15 protein-coding genes are annotated in these 16,584 nt (G+C 33.4%); 10 read left to right on the top strand and 5 right to left on the bottom strand.

The features are described 5' to 3' along the window. Nucleotides 1–5: 5 nt before the first annotated feature. Both B0M43_RS06740 and B0M43_RS06735 read right to left on the bottom strand, forming a co-directional pair. The gene (locus B0M43_RS06740; RefSeq protein ID WP_078006398.1) at nt 6–1,985 is read right to left on the bottom strand and encodes a DUF2075 domain-containing protein; all 1,980 of its coding nucleotides are present in this window, start codon (nt 1,983–1,985) and stop codon (nt 6–8) included. Further along, the gene (locus tag B0M43_RS06735; RefSeq protein WP_078006399.1) at nt 1,978–2,184 is read right to left on the bottom strand and encodes a helix-turn-helix domain-containing protein; all 207 of its coding nucleotides are present in this window, start codon (nt 2,182–2,184) and stop codon (nt 1,978–1,980) included. The genes B0M43_RS06740 and B0M43_RS06735 overlap by 8 nt, the downstream gene beginning before the upstream one ends. Before the next feature lie 80 nt (nt 2,185–2,264). Between B0M43_RS06735 and B0M43_RS06730 the strand changes: the two genes are divergently transcribed. Both B0M43_RS06730 and B0M43_RS06725 read left to right on the top strand, forming a co-directional pair. After that, nucleotides 2,265–2,534: a hypothetical protein gene (locus B0M43_RS06730; protein ID WP_078006400.1), complete on the top strand. Its 270-nt coding sequence runs from the start codon at nt 2,265–2,267 to the stop codon at nt 2,532–2,534. Nucleotides 2,535–3,019: 485 nt separating this feature from the next. Further along, nucleotides 3,020–3,334: an HPF/RaiA family ribosome-associated protein gene (locus B0M43_RS06725; RefSeq protein ID WP_065451507.1), complete on the top strand. Its 315-nt coding sequence runs from the start codon at nt 3,020–3,022 to the stop codon at nt 3,332–3,334. Nucleotides 3,335–3,428: 94 nt separating this feature from the next. Here the strand turns inward: B0M43_RS06725 and B0M43_RS06720 are convergent, their stop codons facing one another. Continuing rightward, the gene (locus B0M43_RS06720; protein ID WP_078006401.1) at nt 3,429–4,079 is read right to left on the bottom strand and encodes a hypothetical protein; all 651 of its coding nucleotides are present in this window, start codon (nt 4,077–4,079) and stop codon (nt 3,429–3,431) included. Nucleotides 4,080–4,428: 349 nt separating this feature from the next. Here B0M43_RS06720 and B0M43_RS06715 point away from each other — a divergent pair, with 349 nt between their 5' ends. The 5 genes from B0M43_RS06715 to B0M43_RS06695 all read left to right on the top strand — a co-directional run bounded on the left by B0M43_RS06715 (nt 4,429) and on the right by B0M43_RS06695 (nt 8,587). Then, entirely contained in the window at nt 4,429–4,920 is a 492-nt protein-coding gene (locus B0M43_RS06715; RefSeq protein WP_065451509.1) for a nuclear transport factor 2 family protein, read from the top strand. A 262-nt stretch (nt 4,921–5,182) separates the two neighbouring features. Beyond that, complete coding sequence (locus B0M43_RS06710; protein WP_078006402.1) at nt 5,183–6,565, top strand: ammonium transporter; 1,383 nt, start codon at nt 5,183–5,185, stop codon at nt 6,563–6,565. Between the two features lie 171 nt (nt 6,566–6,736). Further along, on the top strand, nt 6,737–7,414 hold the full coding sequence (gene trmB / locus B0M43_RS06705) for a tRNA (guanosine(46)-N7)-methyltransferase TrmB (protein WP_026982683.1): 678 nt from the start codon (nt 6,737–6,739) through the stop codon (nt 7,412–7,414). Nucleotides 7,415–7,455: 41 nt separating this feature from the next. Then, nucleotides 7,456–8,091, top strand: a complete 636-nt coding sequence (locus B0M43_RS06700) for a LysE family transporter (RefSeq protein ID WP_065451511.1) — start codon at nt 7,456–7,458, stop codon at nt 8,089–8,091. Between the two features lie 169 nt (nt 8,092–8,260). Further along, a complete protein-coding gene (locus B0M43_RS06695; protein ID WP_078006403.1) occupies nt 8,261–8,587 on the top strand; it encodes an MGMT family protein in 327 nt (108 codons plus the stop codon). A gap of 308 nt (nt 8,588–8,895) precedes the next feature. On the opposite strand, the gene B0M43_RS06690 is transcribed toward B0M43_RS06695, so the two are convergent. Together B0M43_RS06690 and B0M43_RS06685 are read right to left on the bottom strand one after the other, a co-directional pair. Then, complete coding sequence (locus B0M43_RS06690; RefSeq protein WP_078006404.1) at nt 8,896–10,221, bottom strand: PAS domain-containing sensor histidine kinase; 1,326 nt, start codon at nt 10,219–10,221, stop codon at nt 8,896–8,898. A gap of 181 nt (nt 10,222–10,402) precedes the next feature. Beyond that, on the bottom strand, nt 10,403–11,749 hold the full coding sequence (locus tag B0M43_RS06685; RefSeq protein WP_078006405.1) for a sigma-54 dependent transcriptional regulator: 1,347 nt from the start codon (nt 11,747–11,749) through the stop codon (nt 10,403–10,405). Between the two features lie 158 nt (nt 11,750–11,907). Between B0M43_RS06685 and B0M43_RS06680 the strand changes: the two genes are divergently transcribed. From B0M43_RS06680 to B0M43_RS06670, 3 genes are all read left to right on the top strand, one after another. Beyond that, nucleotides 11,908–13,152 carry an efflux RND transporter periplasmic adaptor subunit gene (locus B0M43_RS06680; protein ID WP_078006406.1) on the top strand — a complete coding sequence of 415 codons (1,245 nt, stop codon included), beginning with the start codon at nt 11,908–11,910 and terminating at the stop codon, nt 13,150–13,152. 106 nt (nt 13,153–13,258) lie between these two features. Next, complete coding sequence (locus tag B0M43_RS06675) at nt 13,259–13,966, top strand: ABC transporter ATP-binding protein (protein ID WP_065451516.1); 708 nt, start codon at nt 13,259–13,261, stop codon at nt 13,964–13,966. Between the two features lie 150 nt (nt 13,967–14,116). After that, nucleotides 14,117–16,543: an ABC transporter permease gene (locus B0M43_RS06670; protein WP_078006407.1), complete on the top strand. Its 2,427-nt coding sequence runs from the start codon at nt 14,117–14,119 to the stop codon at nt 16,541–16,543. Nucleotides 16,544–16,584: the final 41 nt, after the last annotated feature.

Here is a 16,584-nt window from a genome sequence, read left to right as displayed (position 1 = left end):
AGTTTTTAAATCTCCTCAATGCCTAATGATTTAAAAAATTCAAAATTTCCATCATACATAAATTCTGGCCTCGTAACATCTTCATTATTCCCAAACGGAATATAAATTACCATTCCTTGTCTTGCTCTAGTTAATAAAACTCGATAAGAATTAATTAAGTAATTTGTGATTTCAGCACTATTTATATTTTGCCACTTCGTTCCTTTAAATTTTCTATAATTCCATTGATTGTTATGGTAAAATAAATCTCCATCCCAAGCAACACAAGTCCAATCTAATTCTAATCCTTGTATATCAAATTCGGTAGCTACCTCTTCAAGAAAATAAGATGAACGAATATCATCTTTATCATTTAAAAACCAAATTGGCGCATCTATTTTGGCTTTTACATTTAATCCAAAAGGTCTTAAACGAATTCCTCCCGATGAAGCAACAACGCCAATTCTTTCAGATCCTTTAGCAGAAATTCTTAACCAATTTCTAGCTTTATCTAAATCACGAGTTATTTTTATTGGATAAAATCCTTTAATAAACAACTCATAGATTTCTTTAGCGTTTTCAATATTATTATTTATTATTTCCTGAATAAAACTTGATAATTGGGCACTTCTAAATGATCTTAAAGAAACTGATAAATGCAATTCATCTTTCTTTATAGCTTTCTTGTTATTTAAAATCATCAAAGCTTCTTTGTCTTTGATATAATTTTCATCTTCAACAATTTTAGAAGAATAATAAATATCCCAATCTTGAAACTTATTAGAAAATGGTCTAATCCATTCTTCTAAACCTGCTTCTCCTGTATTTATTTCTTGTCCTCCTCCAATCAAACAAACAATTGTACACCAATCTTCATGTCTGTTCATTACTTCAATAAGAAATTCAGGCTCTGATTTATCAAAATCTGAAATTCCTTTATTTCTTTTCATAAAACTTGAAGCTTGTTCTTTTGTCCATGCTCTTTGAGCTTCATCAAAAATGGTTACTTTTTCAATTGGAGCTTTTTCATCTCTTATTGAAGCGTCTCTAAAATGATGAATATTTTGGATAAAAGATTTTACATGAGATATTGCCGAAGATTTTGTAATAATTAAATTTTCTTCTCTAGCCGTTTTAACTTTGTCTCTTGCTAAAGCTTCTCTCAAAACATCTACTAAAGGACCATTTCCCGACAGAAAAACAGCATGTTCTTCCTCTTCATAATTTGAACGTAAATTGGCAATATTTAATCCTGCTAATGTTTTTCCTGCGCCCGGAACTCCAGTGATAAAGCAAATTGATTTCCTGCTTTTTTTCTTCGAATAATCTATAATTTCAGAAATACATTCTGAAGTAACAGATAAGTTTTCTGCACCAGAATCACTTCTTGATATTTCAGAAACATTATGTTTTTTATATAAAGCTGTAGCTGCTTCTATAATTGTTGGTGTTGGTTTATATATTGAGTTTTCCCAATTTTCAACATTTATAATTTCTAAAACTTTAAAGTTTTGTAAAGTTTCAGATATAACATTAGATAAATTATTTTCATTCGCTACAATTGTTTCATATAAATTATCAAAGCTCTTTTTGTAGACATTACCAATATTACTTGCTTTGTCAGCAATTAAAATTGGAATAATAATTTTATTATGACTTCCTTCATGGAAATTGTTTAAATCTAAACCATAATCAAAAGCTTGATCTTTTGCGTATTTATCATACACATTTGAACCAATCTTAAATTCTAAAACAAAAATGCAATTATCAATAATTAAAATATTATCAACTCGTTTGCCCATTCTTGGAATTGTAAATTCAAAATAAACCTTTCCATTAAAATTTAAGATTGTTTGTTTTAAAATTTTAATTTGACTTTTCCACGCATTAGCTTGTTGAATTGTCAATTTATTTAAATCATATTCACCAGAGATTTTCCCATAAATACTGTCTCCATCTTCGATACAGAAATCGCAAATAGAACTGGAATAATAAGCCCTATTCATCGAACAAGTCTCTTACTTTAACTTCTAAAGCATTTGCTAATCGCTCAACAACTTCAATAGAAACATTTCTTTCACCTTTTTCTATTGTTGGTAAATAAGTTCTATCTATCTCTGCTAAATTGGCTAGCTTTTCTTGAGATAATCCTTTGAGTTTTCTAAGCTCCTTAATTTTGAGTCCGAATTTTTGCTTAATATCCATGTTAACAAAAGTTGCAAAATGTAGACTCTAAAACAACGGAGTATAGTCGGGGTTTTATTTATCTTTGAAATAAAATTCTTATGTTAACCTTAAATGAAAAAATTCAGCATTTAGAAAATTACCTGTCACAACCAAATAAAAATTACGCAGATAGTTTTAAAGAAGATATTGTCATGTTCATTGATGATTTTACAGGCCAAAATAAAATTTTGTCTTTTCTACATAACATTGATTCTTTAGAAAAAATTGAAAATTGGGTTGATAATTTATGTTCCAGAATTGTTTTAAAGTTTGATTCTGAAGGAGAAGAAATAAATGATTTTATATATGATTATATACAATTTGGTTAATTTTAAAAAACATGATAGAATATTCAATCTTAGAAATCCCAACTGTACTTAATTCACCTATCAAAGTCATAGATGTAATTTACAATTGTCCTGTTTGTGATTATGAAATTGAAATAAATATGTTTGTTGATGATAATAGTTTTGTAAAATGTGACATTTGCGATCACATAACAAAATTTAAAATTAAAAGAATCTAAATTGTTAAAACGCAATCGCAGAAAGACAAGTTTTATAATTGTTGCGAAGACTTCGGCTGCGCTCAGCCTGACGAAAAAAAACACAATAAAAAAATCTGTTTTTATCCGCGTTTTCACGAAGTGAATCCGTTAAATCCGCGTTCCATATTAACATTCCAGTATCGCCATGTCTAGCAAAAAAATGACCTTGAAATTTTCCAACATTTTTTCATAATGTTTCCTTAACTCACTTGGCTTTTCATTCTAAAAAAGATAGCTTTGAGAAACAATCATTAAATATAAAGCCATATGAAAATTCAAATCAATACCGACAAGAACATCGAAGGACACGAAAGATTAGCAACTTATTTTTCTGAAGAATTAGAAAAAGGTTTAGCTCGTTTTGAAGAAAAAATTACCCGCATAGAAGTACATTTTGGAGATGAAAACGGAGAAAAATTTAGCCTAAACGATAAAAAATGTGTGATCGAAGTTCGTATTGCTAATTTACAACCCCTAACCGTAACAGATCACGCCGATACGCTTGAAAAAGCTTTTAGCGGTGCTCTTGCCAAAGCAAAAAAATCACTTACTACGACTTTCGAAAAAATGAAAGCGCATTAATTTATATAGCATCAAAATCTAAAAAAGGCATTATCTCAAATCCGGATAATGCCTTTTTTTATTGGTAGCAAGTCAAAGTTATAATTGACGTATTTTATGATTTTGGCAATGGCGCTCCAACGGCGATATCGCAGCGGTGTCCGGGTTTTCCGTGCGCTGGATTCATTCCGTCTGCTGTTGCTACTTCTTCGGTGCTTAATAAGGCCGGAACTGCATTGTTTGCTGGCGGCGTAACGGTAAAGTTTTGCGTTGTAGTGCCGCTTTGTGCTGTATTGGCAGCGGGTTGTTTTGCTACAGGAGAATTTAAAGGTGATCCAACAGGAATATCACATCTGTGCCCGGGTTGTCCGTGTGCGGGATTCATTCCTTTGGCTACTTTCGTTGGCGATACGGTTGTGGTGGTTACTACATTTTGCTGTCCTGAATTTACTTGTACTGTTTGTGGTTGTTGCGTAGTAGTTTGTCCTTGCGTTGGAGCCGAATTTAAAGGTGCACCAACTGCAATATCGCAACGATGTCCGGGTTGTCCGTGAGCGGGATTTATTCCTTGCGTTGCCCCCATTACAGTATTAGGATTCGTCGCCGGATTTTGAACAACCGACTGGGTTTTCGTGGTGTCTTTTGCTAATCCTAGTTTTACCAATTCAGATGTTGGTGTGTTTTCCTGTGGTTCCAGTTCTTTTTTACAAGAGGTAAAAACCAAAGAAGTGACAAATATTGAGGTGATAAGTATTTTTGGATTCATGATGTAGATTTTTAGAGCACTCAAATATAGTAAGATTTCACCATATAAGTAATATAAGATAATTTAAGATTCTCTCGCTATTTGGATTTTAATCTTCATGCCGAAAATTTCGCGCAAAGACGCAAAGGCGCAAAGTTTTTATTTTAAAGCCACAGATTAAAAAGATTCAAATAAATTTTGGTTCACGCAGATTTAAAATGCTTTGCGTATATCAGCTTAAATCTTTTTAAATCTGCGTGAACCAAAAACTTTGCGCCTTTGCGTCTTTGCGCGATTAAAAAACTCTGCACCTTTGAGCCTTGCACCTCTGAAAAATTTTTTACTAACTTTAAATCCAAAATAAAACCTTATGAAAAAATCAATCTTACTTTTATTATTCGTTGCCACTTTTGCGAATGCACAAACTTCTGAGAAAGACAAAGTCAGTCAAACCATTGATACCTGGCATAAGGCTGCGGCCGATGTGAAATTTGAAGACTACTTTAATTTAATTGCCGAAGACGGAATTTTTATTGGAACTGACGCTACCGAAAACTGGACCAAAAAAGATTTTAAAGTTTGGGCGAAACCGTTTTTCGATAAAGGCACCACTTGGAATTTTACAGCCTTAGAACGTCATATCTTTTTTGACAAATCAGGAAAAATTGCGTGGTTTGATGAATTGCTCAATACACAAATGAAAATTTGCCGCGGTTCGGGTGTTTTGGTTAAAGTAGGGAAAGAATGGAAAATTCAGCATTATGTTTTATCGATGACAATTCCTAATGATGAAGTCGATGCGGTTACTAAGATAAAAGCGCCAATCGAAGACGTTCTGATTGCGAAGCTTCAGAAAAAATAAACAAATTAGAAGTTTCTTTTTATAATTCTAACTTTTCTAGTGCTTTACAGCGCCGTATATCAAATTAATTATAATACAATTGGCAATTTTATCCGTAAATTAGAAGTTCAAAATAAGATACTCTCAAAAAAACGGATCGAATTTTACAAAATTGACTAAAATAAAAGATCGACCTCTATTTTATTAGCCCCGAAAATCAAAATCTTTATTTTTTTTTAACTTTGACCCCAAAAAAAATAGGGTTAAATAAAGTATTTGAAAAATGAAAATAGAAAGACGCTGGATCATTTCCTTTATTATTATAAGTATTGTTTGTATTACGGGCGCATTTTGGCCAACTGTTACTGAAAACAATTACGTATTATCAGAATTTGGCACTACAGATCACATTGTTCCTGCCGATGTTGCCTGGATGCTGACTTCCTGCTGTTTGGTTTTGATCATGACACCCGGATTATCTTTTTTCTACGGAGGAATGGTAGGCCGCAAAAATGTGATTTCAACCATGTTGCAAAGTTTTATTTGTTTGGGCGTTGTAACCCTTTTATGGGTTGTAGTAGGTTTTAGTCTGGCTTTTGGTGATCCAGTAGGTTTTGGCTCCGGAGAGCATTTTTATAGCTTTTTCGGGAATCCAACTACTTTTGCTTTTATGGATTATGTGGGTGTTTTACCTCATAAACAATTGGCCAATACGATTCCGTTTATGTTATTTGCTTTGTTCCAAATGAAATTTGCCATTATTGCTCCGGCAATTATTACGGGTTCGTTTGCAGAACGTGTTCGTTTTATATCGTATTTACTCTTCATTAGTTTGTTTACCATATTTATTTATGCGCCTTTGTGCCATTCGGTTTGGTATCCAACAGGTGTTTTAGGAAGTTATTTTGGCGTAAAAGATTTTGCCGGAGGAACTGTAGTACATATGAGTTCAGGATTTGCTGCTTTGGCAGGGGTTCTGGTTTTAGGAAAAAGAAAAAATAGCGATCATATACCCACCAATATTCCGTTTGTATTATTAGGAACGGGAATGTTATGGTTTGGATGGTTTGGGTTCAACGCTGGTTCTGCTCTTGCGGCCAACGGAACTGCTGCAATGGCTTTTGCTACCACAACAACTTCATCTGCCGCTGCAATGTTAACCTGGGTTTTCTTTGATCGAATGAACGGAAGAAAAGTTTCTGCACTTGGTGCCTGTATCGGAGCTGTTGTAGGTTTAGTTGCCATTACTCCTGCAGCAGGTTTTGTATCAGTACCTGAAAGTATGTTCTTTGGTTTTATCACCGCTTTGGTTTCTAACTCAGTCGTAAATTGCCGTTTCTCAAAAAGATTTGATGATACACTTGACGTTTTTGCCTGTCATGGTGTTGGTGGAATCATGGGAATGATTTTAACCGCCATTTTTGCGCACGGCAAAGATGCAAGTTTATTACACGGCGGATGGAACGTTTTTGGCCACCACATGATGGCGTTAGTTTTGGTTTCGATCTTTACTTTCTTCGGAGCTTATTTCTTGTTTAAAGTAACGAACTTTATTATTCCGTTACGTGTTTCTGAAGAAAACGAACATATTGGTCTTGATTTATCGCAACACGATGAAACTTTAGATCCAAAATCAAAAGCAATTACAGAACCGCATTACGGTTAAGAAAAAATATTCTTTGCATTAAATTAGCCACGAATTCACGAATTTCTTCTGCTTGTATTGACGACAACAGATAATTAAAATTCGTGAATTCGTGGCTAAAAATTTTAAAACCGAATTCAAACTATTTTCATTCGTTTATATTCCTTAATTTTGCTGAAAATTTTTGTAAAAGTGGGAAGTAAAAATAAACTAAAAAGATTCAGAGAAAACGAAACATTTCAAAACGTTTTTCAACCAACCAGAGAAGAAGTTGTAGGCGATTTGATGCCTTTAAAAGGAAAATGGAACTCTGATTTCTTTAAAAATGATAATCCTTTAGTTTTAGAATTAGGATGTGGAAAAGGAGAATATTCTGTCGGATTAGCAGAAAGATATCCTGACAAAAATTTTATCGGAATCGATATTAAAGGGGCTCGTTTCTGGAGAGGTGCTAAAACTGCCGTAGAAACAGGTCTTCATAATGTGGCTTTTATTCGTACTCAAATCGAATTGATCGACCATATTTTTAATGAGAATGAAGTGGATGAAATCTGGATTACGTTTCCGGATCCGCAAATTAAATACAAAAGAACAAAACACAGAATGACCAACTCTGAGTTTTTGAAATTGTATAAAAAAATCCTTAAAAAAGACGGTGTTGTAAACCTTAAAACCGATAGCGAATTTATGCATGGCTATACTCTTGGATTGCTTCACGGTGAAGGACATGAGGTTTTATACGCGAACCATAACGTATATACAAACGAAGGAAGTCCTGAGGAAGTTACTGCTTTTCAGACTTTTTACGAGAAACAATATTTAGAAATTAACAAGGCAATTACGTATATTCGCTTTAAAATTAAAGACTAATTTAATTTTGTGAACGTTTTTCCAACCCATTAAATAACTGAATGGCATTACTTACCCCACTACTTTCAGGTTTTATTGCCGCTTTCATTGGAATTATTCCGCCAGGACTAATCAATATGACGGCAGCCAAAGTGAACATGAAAGAGGGGAAAAAGAACGCCTTATGGTTTGTTGCCGGAGCGGTTTTAGTAATCTTTTTTCAGGTTTCTTTAGCCGTTTTATTCGCTCAGGTAATCGACAATCGCCCTGATGTGGTAACGTTGTTGCGTGAGGTTGGATTTGCTATTTTTTCTATTCTTACGATTTACTTTTTGTTTATCGCAAAAGAACCCAAAGCCAAGAAATCGAAGATTAAAAAGAGCAGCAAAAAAAGCCGTTTCTTTTTAGGAATGCTTTTGTCTGGTTTGAACTTCTTCCCTATTCCGTATTATGTTGTCGTAAGTGTTACGCTGGCTTCTTACCATCTTTTTGCATTCGAAAACAACATTATTTTTACTTTTGTGTTCGGATCTGTTTTAGGTTCGTTTGCGGCTTTATACAGCTATATTGGTTTCTTTGGCAGAATCGAAAAGAAAACCGATTACCTGATGCGCAACATGAACACCATTATAGGAAGCATTACAGGTTTAATTGCCGTTGCAACTCTTTTTAATATCCTGAATTACTATTTTGGGTGAAAGTATTTTTAAAGATTAAAAATTTAGGTTTATAAAATTGAACCATTAAGTAATTAAGAAAAATTAAGCACTACTTTGTGAAACTTCACTTTCTTAATTATTTTTCAATAAAAGTTAAGCTTTGACTTCATGAATCTTAATATCTTAATGGTAAAAATAACTTAAACGTATGGCTGAAGATAATTTTTTTGAAAGAGTTTATGCAATCGCCAGACAAATTCCGTACGGGAAAGTAACTTCTTATGGCGCTATTGCGAAAGCTCTAGGAACCGCTCGTTCTGCACGAATGGTAGGCTGGGCAATGAATGCATGCCATAATATGGAAGATGTTCCGGCGCACAGAGTGGTAAATCGAAAAGGGCTTTTGACAGGAAAACATCATTTTGACGGAACTAATTTAATGCAGCAATTACTGGAAAGCGAAGGTATTGTTGTAGAAAACAATCAAATTATAGATTTAGAAAAGCACTTTTGGACGCCTGAAGTTGAATTCTAACCGCAATCTTGTAATCCCGATTTCTGTGATAAAAATCAAATCTTTTTTTCAGGAGCTAATCCCGTTTTCATAAAAATATTTTCGTCGAGTTTGTCATCCCGAGGAACGAGGGATCTCCGCAAGAAACTCCGTAAGCATGGTTTTCAATCGTTGTCGAGCTGCTAATGGAGATCCCTCGTTCCTCGGGATGACAAAAAATGAGCAAAGAAAAACTTAAAAAACAAGAACCTTTGCGACGCTGCGGGATTAAATGGTAATGTAAAGTAAAACTTTAATATCAACCTATATCATTATACGGTTCAAAAAAATTAAATCAAGCAAATCACAAAGCTCGTTTTATCTTCGTCGGTTTGGTAGCTCAAGTAACCGCCGTGTGCTTCGATGATGTTTTTAGAAAGTGTAAGACCAATGCCGGCGCCATCTTTTCTGGTGGTGAAAAACGGGAGAAAGACTTTTTCTCTAATCTCGGCATCGATCCCTTTTCCGTTGTCTGAAATAGCAATAAAAAAGCGATTATTTTCGGTATAACTGGACAAGAACATTTTCTTTTCTGTCTTTTCTTTTAAGGCATAAACACTATTTGTTATTAGATTAATAATCACTTGTTCGATCTGACTTTTATCAATCAAAATAGATCTTGGACTACTGATTTCGTTTACCATTTCTATATTTTCCGCTTTCAAAATTGGACTCATGATGCGCATACAATCCTCTAAAAGTAAATTTATTGGCGTCATTTGTTTTGTTGGAGTTGGGAGCATGGCCAGCTTTCGGTAATTTTCTACAAATACCTGCAAATGGTCACTTCGATTGATAATGGTCGAAATACTGCTTTTGATATCGTCGAAATCATCTTCTTCGAGTTTTTCCTGATCGACAATCTGAAGTAAATTCTGCGAAAGCGCACGAATTGGGGTTAGGGAATTCATCAATTCATGCGAAATAATTTTCATTAAATTAATCCAGGCTTCTTTTTCTTTTTTCTCAATAACGCGCTGAATACTGTCTAATAAAATAATGAAATATTCTTTTTCATAAGTCTTTGTAGAGGATGTCTGCAATACAAATGTCTGTACATCCTTTTCTTCTATTTTTATCGAAATTGCCGATTTCAACTCTGTAAATGCTGTTTTTTCAATCTCATTACAAAGTGATGGCAAATAATTTTTAAGATATTTCCAATGACTCACTTTGGGTACTTTAAACAAACCTGAAAAGCAATCATTCATTAAAAAAATACTCCAGTCTTCGTTTTCTTTTTCGAGAATCAAAGTGGCTGTGTCTATATTATTCAATATCGACTGGTAAACCATTTCTTTCGAAGTCTGTTCTTGTTGTTGGTATTTTAAAGTATTGTATAAAAGATATAAGTTGCTAAATTTCTGTTCTTTTTTCTCTTGCGGAAAATTGGTCGAAAAATCTTTCTGCAAAATGGAGAGCAATATTTTATCATAAAATAAAGAGTGATTTTTGATATAAAAATACATCTCGCACAACAGTAAGAATATAAAAAAACCTACCAAAATTGCATTGTAGTAAAGCGTTTTATAAATCAGAAAAACACAAAAGAAAAAGGGCATCATAATAAAGAGAACCCTTATAAACAAAGCATTATAGAATTTCCAGTTTTTCATTATTGTTTTTTTTATTGCCACAGATCAAAAGATTAGAAATGATTTTTTTTACTATAGCAGATTTTGCTGATATAGCAGATTAATTACAGTAAATTTTATCTGCGAGATCTGCAAAATCTGCGAGAGATCAATTTTAAGAATCACTTCAATCCTTTAATCTGTGGCAAAACTATTTTTCGTTTTAAGAGTTCTTTAAATCGTATTTCTCGATTCTTCTGTATAACGCTGCTCTTGATAAACCTAATTCTTCAGCTGTTTTACTAATGTTTCCGTTGTATTTGAAGAGTGTTTTTTCGATCGCACTTTTTTCCATTTCAGATAAAGGATTCTCGTCATTTTCCTGAATTTCTTCGAAATCTAAAATATCCAGATTGGTTACAGAAATGGTATTGTTATCGGCCAAAATCAAAGCGCGCTCTATTTTATTTTCCAATTCACGAATGTTTCCTTTCCATGGATATTTTTCCAGATATGGCGCTACATTATCATCAAAATGCCAGTTCTCCTGATTGTATTTTTCGGCAATCTTATCCAGGATAAAATGTGCCATCGGAACGATATCATCTTTGCGTTCGCGTAACGAAGGCAAATGAATTTCCATTGTATTGATGCGATACAGCAAATCTTCGCGGAATGTTTTATTTTTTACCTCAGCTTTTATATCACTATTTGTAGCTGCAATTACCCGAACATTCAAAGGCCTTGCCTTACTTTCTCCTAAACGGGTAACGGTTTTGGTTTGCAAAACGTGCAATAGTTTCGATTGTAAATGCAACGGAATATTCCCAATTTCATCCAGAAAAATCGTGCCGCCAGAAGCTATTTCAAATCTGCCTGCAGTATCTGTTTTGGCATCTGTAAAAGCGCCTTTTGCATAACCAAAAAGTTCACTTTCGAATAAATTATCGCTCAAAGATCCTAAATCAACATGCACAAATGGCTGTGCTTTACGCTCTGAATTGAGATGAATAAATTCTGCAAAAACATATTTACCGGTTCCGTTTTCGCCCAAAATCAAAACATTAGCATCTGTTCTGGCGACTCTTTCGGCAATAGAATAAGCTTGTTTAATTTTAAGAGAATAACCAACAAAATAGTTTTTTGCCGGTTTTTCTTCTACCACTTTTTTGCTGTTTTTTCTACTTTCGGCGACAGCCTTATCTATTGTTTCGAGTAATTTTTCGTTATTCCACGGTTTTAAAACATAATCAAAGGCACCAATTTTTATTCCTTCAACAGCGGTATCAATTTTACCAAAAGCCGTCATTAAAATCACGACAGTTTGTGGCGAAAGTGTTTTTATTTCTTTGAGCCAATGAATACCTTCGCGCCCGTCTTCAAAACCAATTCGGTAATTCATATCTAATAAAACTACATTTATTTCATTTTCGCTTAAAATAGAAATGATTTTTTTGGGACTATTTTCTGTAAAAATGGTTTCAAAATGCTTTTTGAGAATCATTTTTGCCGAAAAAAGAATTTCTTCCTGGTCGTCAACGATTAATATTTGAGCTTGTTTCTTTCGCATGATGTCTTTTTTTGTTCGATAATGAACGGTCAACTGTTCATTATCGAACAGTTGGTTTTTTGAATGATTTCTAAAGCCTCTTTAAAATCAATACTTTACAAATAATAAATTTTATGGCACAGTATTTACCTATTGGTAATCAGTAAATTATTAAAGAAATGGACAAAATAATTCCTCGTAAAAATAGAAAATTTAGATATCTCACAATAGCAATTGGAGTTTTTTTAGTTTTGGCAACAATCGTGTTTTTTTCGTTTAACACTAAAAGAAGTTTAAATGTAAAAGCAGAAGAACTAAGTATCCAGAAAGTTGAAAAAGCCTTTTTTGAAGATTTTGTTGTTTTTCAGGCCAAAGTAGAACCTTTGAATGTGATGCTTGTGAATGTTACCGAAGGAGGATCTGTAAAAGAGATTTTTGTCGAAAACGGTGCCATGGTTACAAAGGGCCAATCGCTAGCGCGTTTGTACAATCCTAATACCGAATTGAATTACCTCACTCAGGAAACGGCAATTATTGAGCAAATCAACAACTTGAATACCGGAAAACTAAACATTAGAAATCAGGAATTAAACTTAAACAAAGATTTGGTTTTAATCGAACACGATTATAATGATGCCAAAAGATTGTATGATATGAATGCCCGATTGTATGAAAAAGAGGTAATTTCGAAAAATGACTGGAATACGTTTAAGGAAAGTTTACGTTTTCAGGAAGAGCGCAAAAGAACGATTCAGCAAAGTATTCAAAAAGAAAAACAAACCAATAAAATTCAGATTTCTCAAATCAATCATTCGATTCAGACTATGGAAAAAAGTCTGGATATTTTGAGAAACAATAAAAAGAATTTCCTGATTACAGCTCCTGAATCCGGCCGATTAACTTCGTTTCAGCCTGTTTTAGGAAAAACATTTCAGGCCGGAGAAAGCATTGGGAAAATAGATTCTAAACAAGGTTATAAACTTACTGCTGATGTAGATGAATTTTATCTTGAAAAAATACGCGAAGGATTGAAAGGACAGGTAGAATTTAAAGGAAAAACCCTCGAAGTTTTAGTAACCAAAGTAATCCCGGAAGTGAAAGGCGGACATTTTATAGTAGAACTGGCTTTTACCTCTAAAGAAGATATTACATTACAAGACGGACTTAGTTTTGGTGTGAAATTAATTTTATCTGAGAAAAACACAACTCTTGTACTTCAAAAAGGAAGTTTTAATCAGGATACAGGTGGAAAATGGATTTTTGTCGTAAAAGGCAATAAAGCGGTAAGAAGAAATATAAAATTAGGCAGAGAAAACCCTTCGTATTATGAAATTCTGGAAGGTTTAAAAGAAGGCGAATCTGTGGTTACTTCATCTTATTCTGATTATAAAGACATCGAAGAGTTGTCGATTAGTACTCAGTAACGGTTTTCAGTCGCAGTTTACATTCGCAGTCGCAGTTTACAATTAATAATTAAAAAAGTTTCAATCATCAATCAAAAAATAATCAATAACAACTAAAATCAAAACTATGATAACAATTCAAAATTTAACCAAAGTTTTTAGAACAGAAGAAGTAGAAACTTCCGCTTTAAGCGGTATTTCTTTAGAAATAAAAAAAGGCGATTTTCTAACTATCATGGGACCTTCTGGTTGCGGAAAATCGACTTTACTTAATATCATTGGTCTTTTAGACAGTGCTTCCGGCGGAAGTTATAAATTGTTAGATCAGGAAATGGTGGGCTTAAAAGAGAAAGGACGAGCTGTTGTTCGTAAAGAAAATATTGGTTTTATTTTCCAGAATTTCAACTTAATCGATGAACTTTCGGTTTATGACAATATCGAATTGCCTTTGCTTTATAACAACGTAAAAGCATCCGAAAGAAAACAAAAAATCGAAGCGATCGCAGAGAAATTAAATATCTCACACCGATTAAAACATTATCCGCAACAACTTTCCGGAGGACAACAACAAAGAGTTGCGGTTGCCAGAGCTTTGGTAAACGATCCTAAAATCATTTTGGCCGATGAGCCAACCGGTAATCTGGATAGTAAAAATGGTAATGAAGTAATGGAACTTTTAACGGATCTGCATGCTAAAGGCGCCACTATTTTGATGGTTACACACTCTGATTATGATGCTTCATTTTCGCAAAGAACGATTCACATGAAAGATGGTGTTATATTTTCTGAAAAATTAAATCAGAGAAATGTTGATGTTTTTATGGACGCTAAATAATTTTAAAATGATAAAATTTATTGTAACGGCAATCTTAATCCTGGTGGGATTTGTTTGCAAGATATTGGCAACAATATAAAAATCCGGCAGGTTCAATAAACCTGCTGGACTACATTAAAAAGCAACTGTAATAACTATAAAAAAACTATCATGATTTTTAACTGGTTTAAAATATTTATATATCATTTGAAGCAAAACAAACTGTTTTCGTTTTTGAATGTCATGGGATTAAGCATTGGGATCGCCGGAGTAATTTTTGCTATTTTATATTGGAATAATGAGCACGCATACGATCGATGGAATCCGGAAAAAGAAAACGTATATCAGGTTCTCAATGTAATTGGGGCAACGGGCGATACCTGGGCAACAAGTTCTATACCTTTTGGAAACACCTGCAAAGCTACAATTCCTGAAATTGAGCAAATTTGCTTTTTATATAATTGGTACTATGAATCTGTAATAAAATATAAAAACAAGAAATTAATAGATAAAAAAATAACCGTATCTGATAATAACTTTTTTGATTTTTTCCCTTTTCCAATAATTAAGGGTTCTAAAAAAGACATCTTAAAAGAGAAAAACAGTGTCGCCATTTCAGAAGAGCAGGCAACGTTACTTTTTAACAATGAAGATCCTATTGGCAAGTCTATTACTTATGAAAATGAATCTTATACTGTAAAAGCCGTTTATCGTATTATAAAACCCTCTTCTATTGAACCTAACTATGTTTTTGGAGGAGCTGTTCGTGATTACGATCTTAATCAATGGGGGAATTTTAATTATGGATTGATGGTTAAAATCAAAAAAGGTGTAGATCCTGCCCTGGTTTTAAAAAAGATGCATAATGTAAATTACGTCAACAGAACTTTAAAAGATGCTAAAGAAAGCGGTCAGACGGTTGAACAGTATATCAAAGAAAATGGCGAAATCAAAATCATTCTGGACCAGCTGAAAAACCTGCGCCTTTATGGCACCAAATCTTCCGGAACATCTACTCCGGAAGGAAAAGGAAACTTACAGCTTCTTTATATTATGGCCGGGTTATCTGTTTTAATTTTAGTTTTATCATTAGTAAACTACATTAATCTTGCCACTGCTTCAGCAATAAAACGTGCAAAAGAAGTTGGTGTTCGTAAAATTGTCGGGGCATCAAAAAAACAAATTATCGCCCAGTTTATATTTGAGACTGCTATAATTGTTATTCTTGCCATTCTGTTTGCTTTAGCAATAGTCGAGCTCTCATTGCCATACTACAATACCTTTTTAAAGAAAACTTTGACTATGAATGGTGGTGAATTTTATCTGCAGCTCGTTTTGATTTTTGGATTAGTAATCATTCTTGCAGGTATATTTCCTGCCGTTTATATCTCAAATTTTGAAACTCTAAAGGTTTTAAAAGGAAATTTCTCCAGAAGCAAAAGCGGTATCTGGATTCGAAATTCGATGCTTATTTTTCAGTTTGGTATAGCGGCATTTTTTATCATCGGGGCGCTAATTGTAAACTCACAGGTTGATTATATGACCAACAAGGAGCTTGGTTTTAGCGGTGATCAGGTCATTAGAATTCCGTTTAACTATAATGATAGCAAACAAAAAGCTGCTAAATATATGTTACTGAAACAGGAAATTAAAAAGTATTCAGGTGTTCAGGATGTTTCTACTTTTGCCGGTTCATTTGGCAATAGCACGAGCTCGAGTTCAGGATTGACTCACAACAGTATTTTTGTTCAGCCCCGAAATGTCGAAATGGATTTTGGTTTTCTGGAGATGATGAAAATTAAAATTGTTGAGGGACGTGATCTTTCTCCACAATTTGCCTCGGATACTATTGATAATTGGCTGATAAATGAAACTCTTGTTAAAAAGCTAAAACTTAAAAATCCAATAAATACCATAATATCTTCGGGCTGGGGAAATGACAAAGGAAACATGAAATTTAAAGTTGTGGGCGTGGTAAAAGATTTTCATATTACTGGCTTAAAAGATAAAGTACCTCCTATGGTTTTCATTAATCTTAAAACTTTAAAATGGAATAACTTTAGTAATGTTTTTGTAAAAGTCTCACCCAACAATTTGCCCGAAACACTGGAGAAATTAAAAAAGTACTGGGAGAAAAATGTAAATCCTGACTATCCTTTTTTCTATGAGTTTGTAAACAAAGGATTTGCAAAAACGTATCAGGAACAAGTAAAACAAAAGGATTTGTTTTTTATTCTAAATCTTGTAGTAATTATTATTGCCGTTTTTGGATTATTTGCTCTGGCTTCTTTCTCGATGGAAAGAAGACTTAAAGAAATTGCGATTAGAAAAACACTGGGTGCAGAAACTGATGCTTTACTAAAAGAACTTTCAAAACAATATATTGGGTTTTGTTTGATGGGATTTGTAATTGGTATTGTACCGGCTTACATTTTACTTCAAAAATGGCTCGAAGATTTTGCCTTTAGAATCAATATTTCATTTGTTCCGTTTAGTATTGCTTTGATTTCTTTACTGGTATTAACTTTGATAATTGTTTTAACCAAAGCCTACCAGGTAACCAAAATAGATATCCTGAAATATTTAAAATACGAATAAGCTTGTAGACCATTTTTTTTAAGAAACCCGCCAAATTATTA

It is taken from the genome of Flavobacterium sp. KBS0721, assembly GCF_002007065.3.
In the GTDB taxonomy this organism is placed as follows: domain Bacteria; phylum Bacteroidota; class Bacteroidia; order Flavobacteriales; family Flavobacteriaceae; genus Flavobacterium; species Flavobacterium piscis.
The sequence above is the reverse complement of the archived record's forward strand: the minus strand, read 5'-3'. Positions and strand labels throughout refer to the sequence as shown.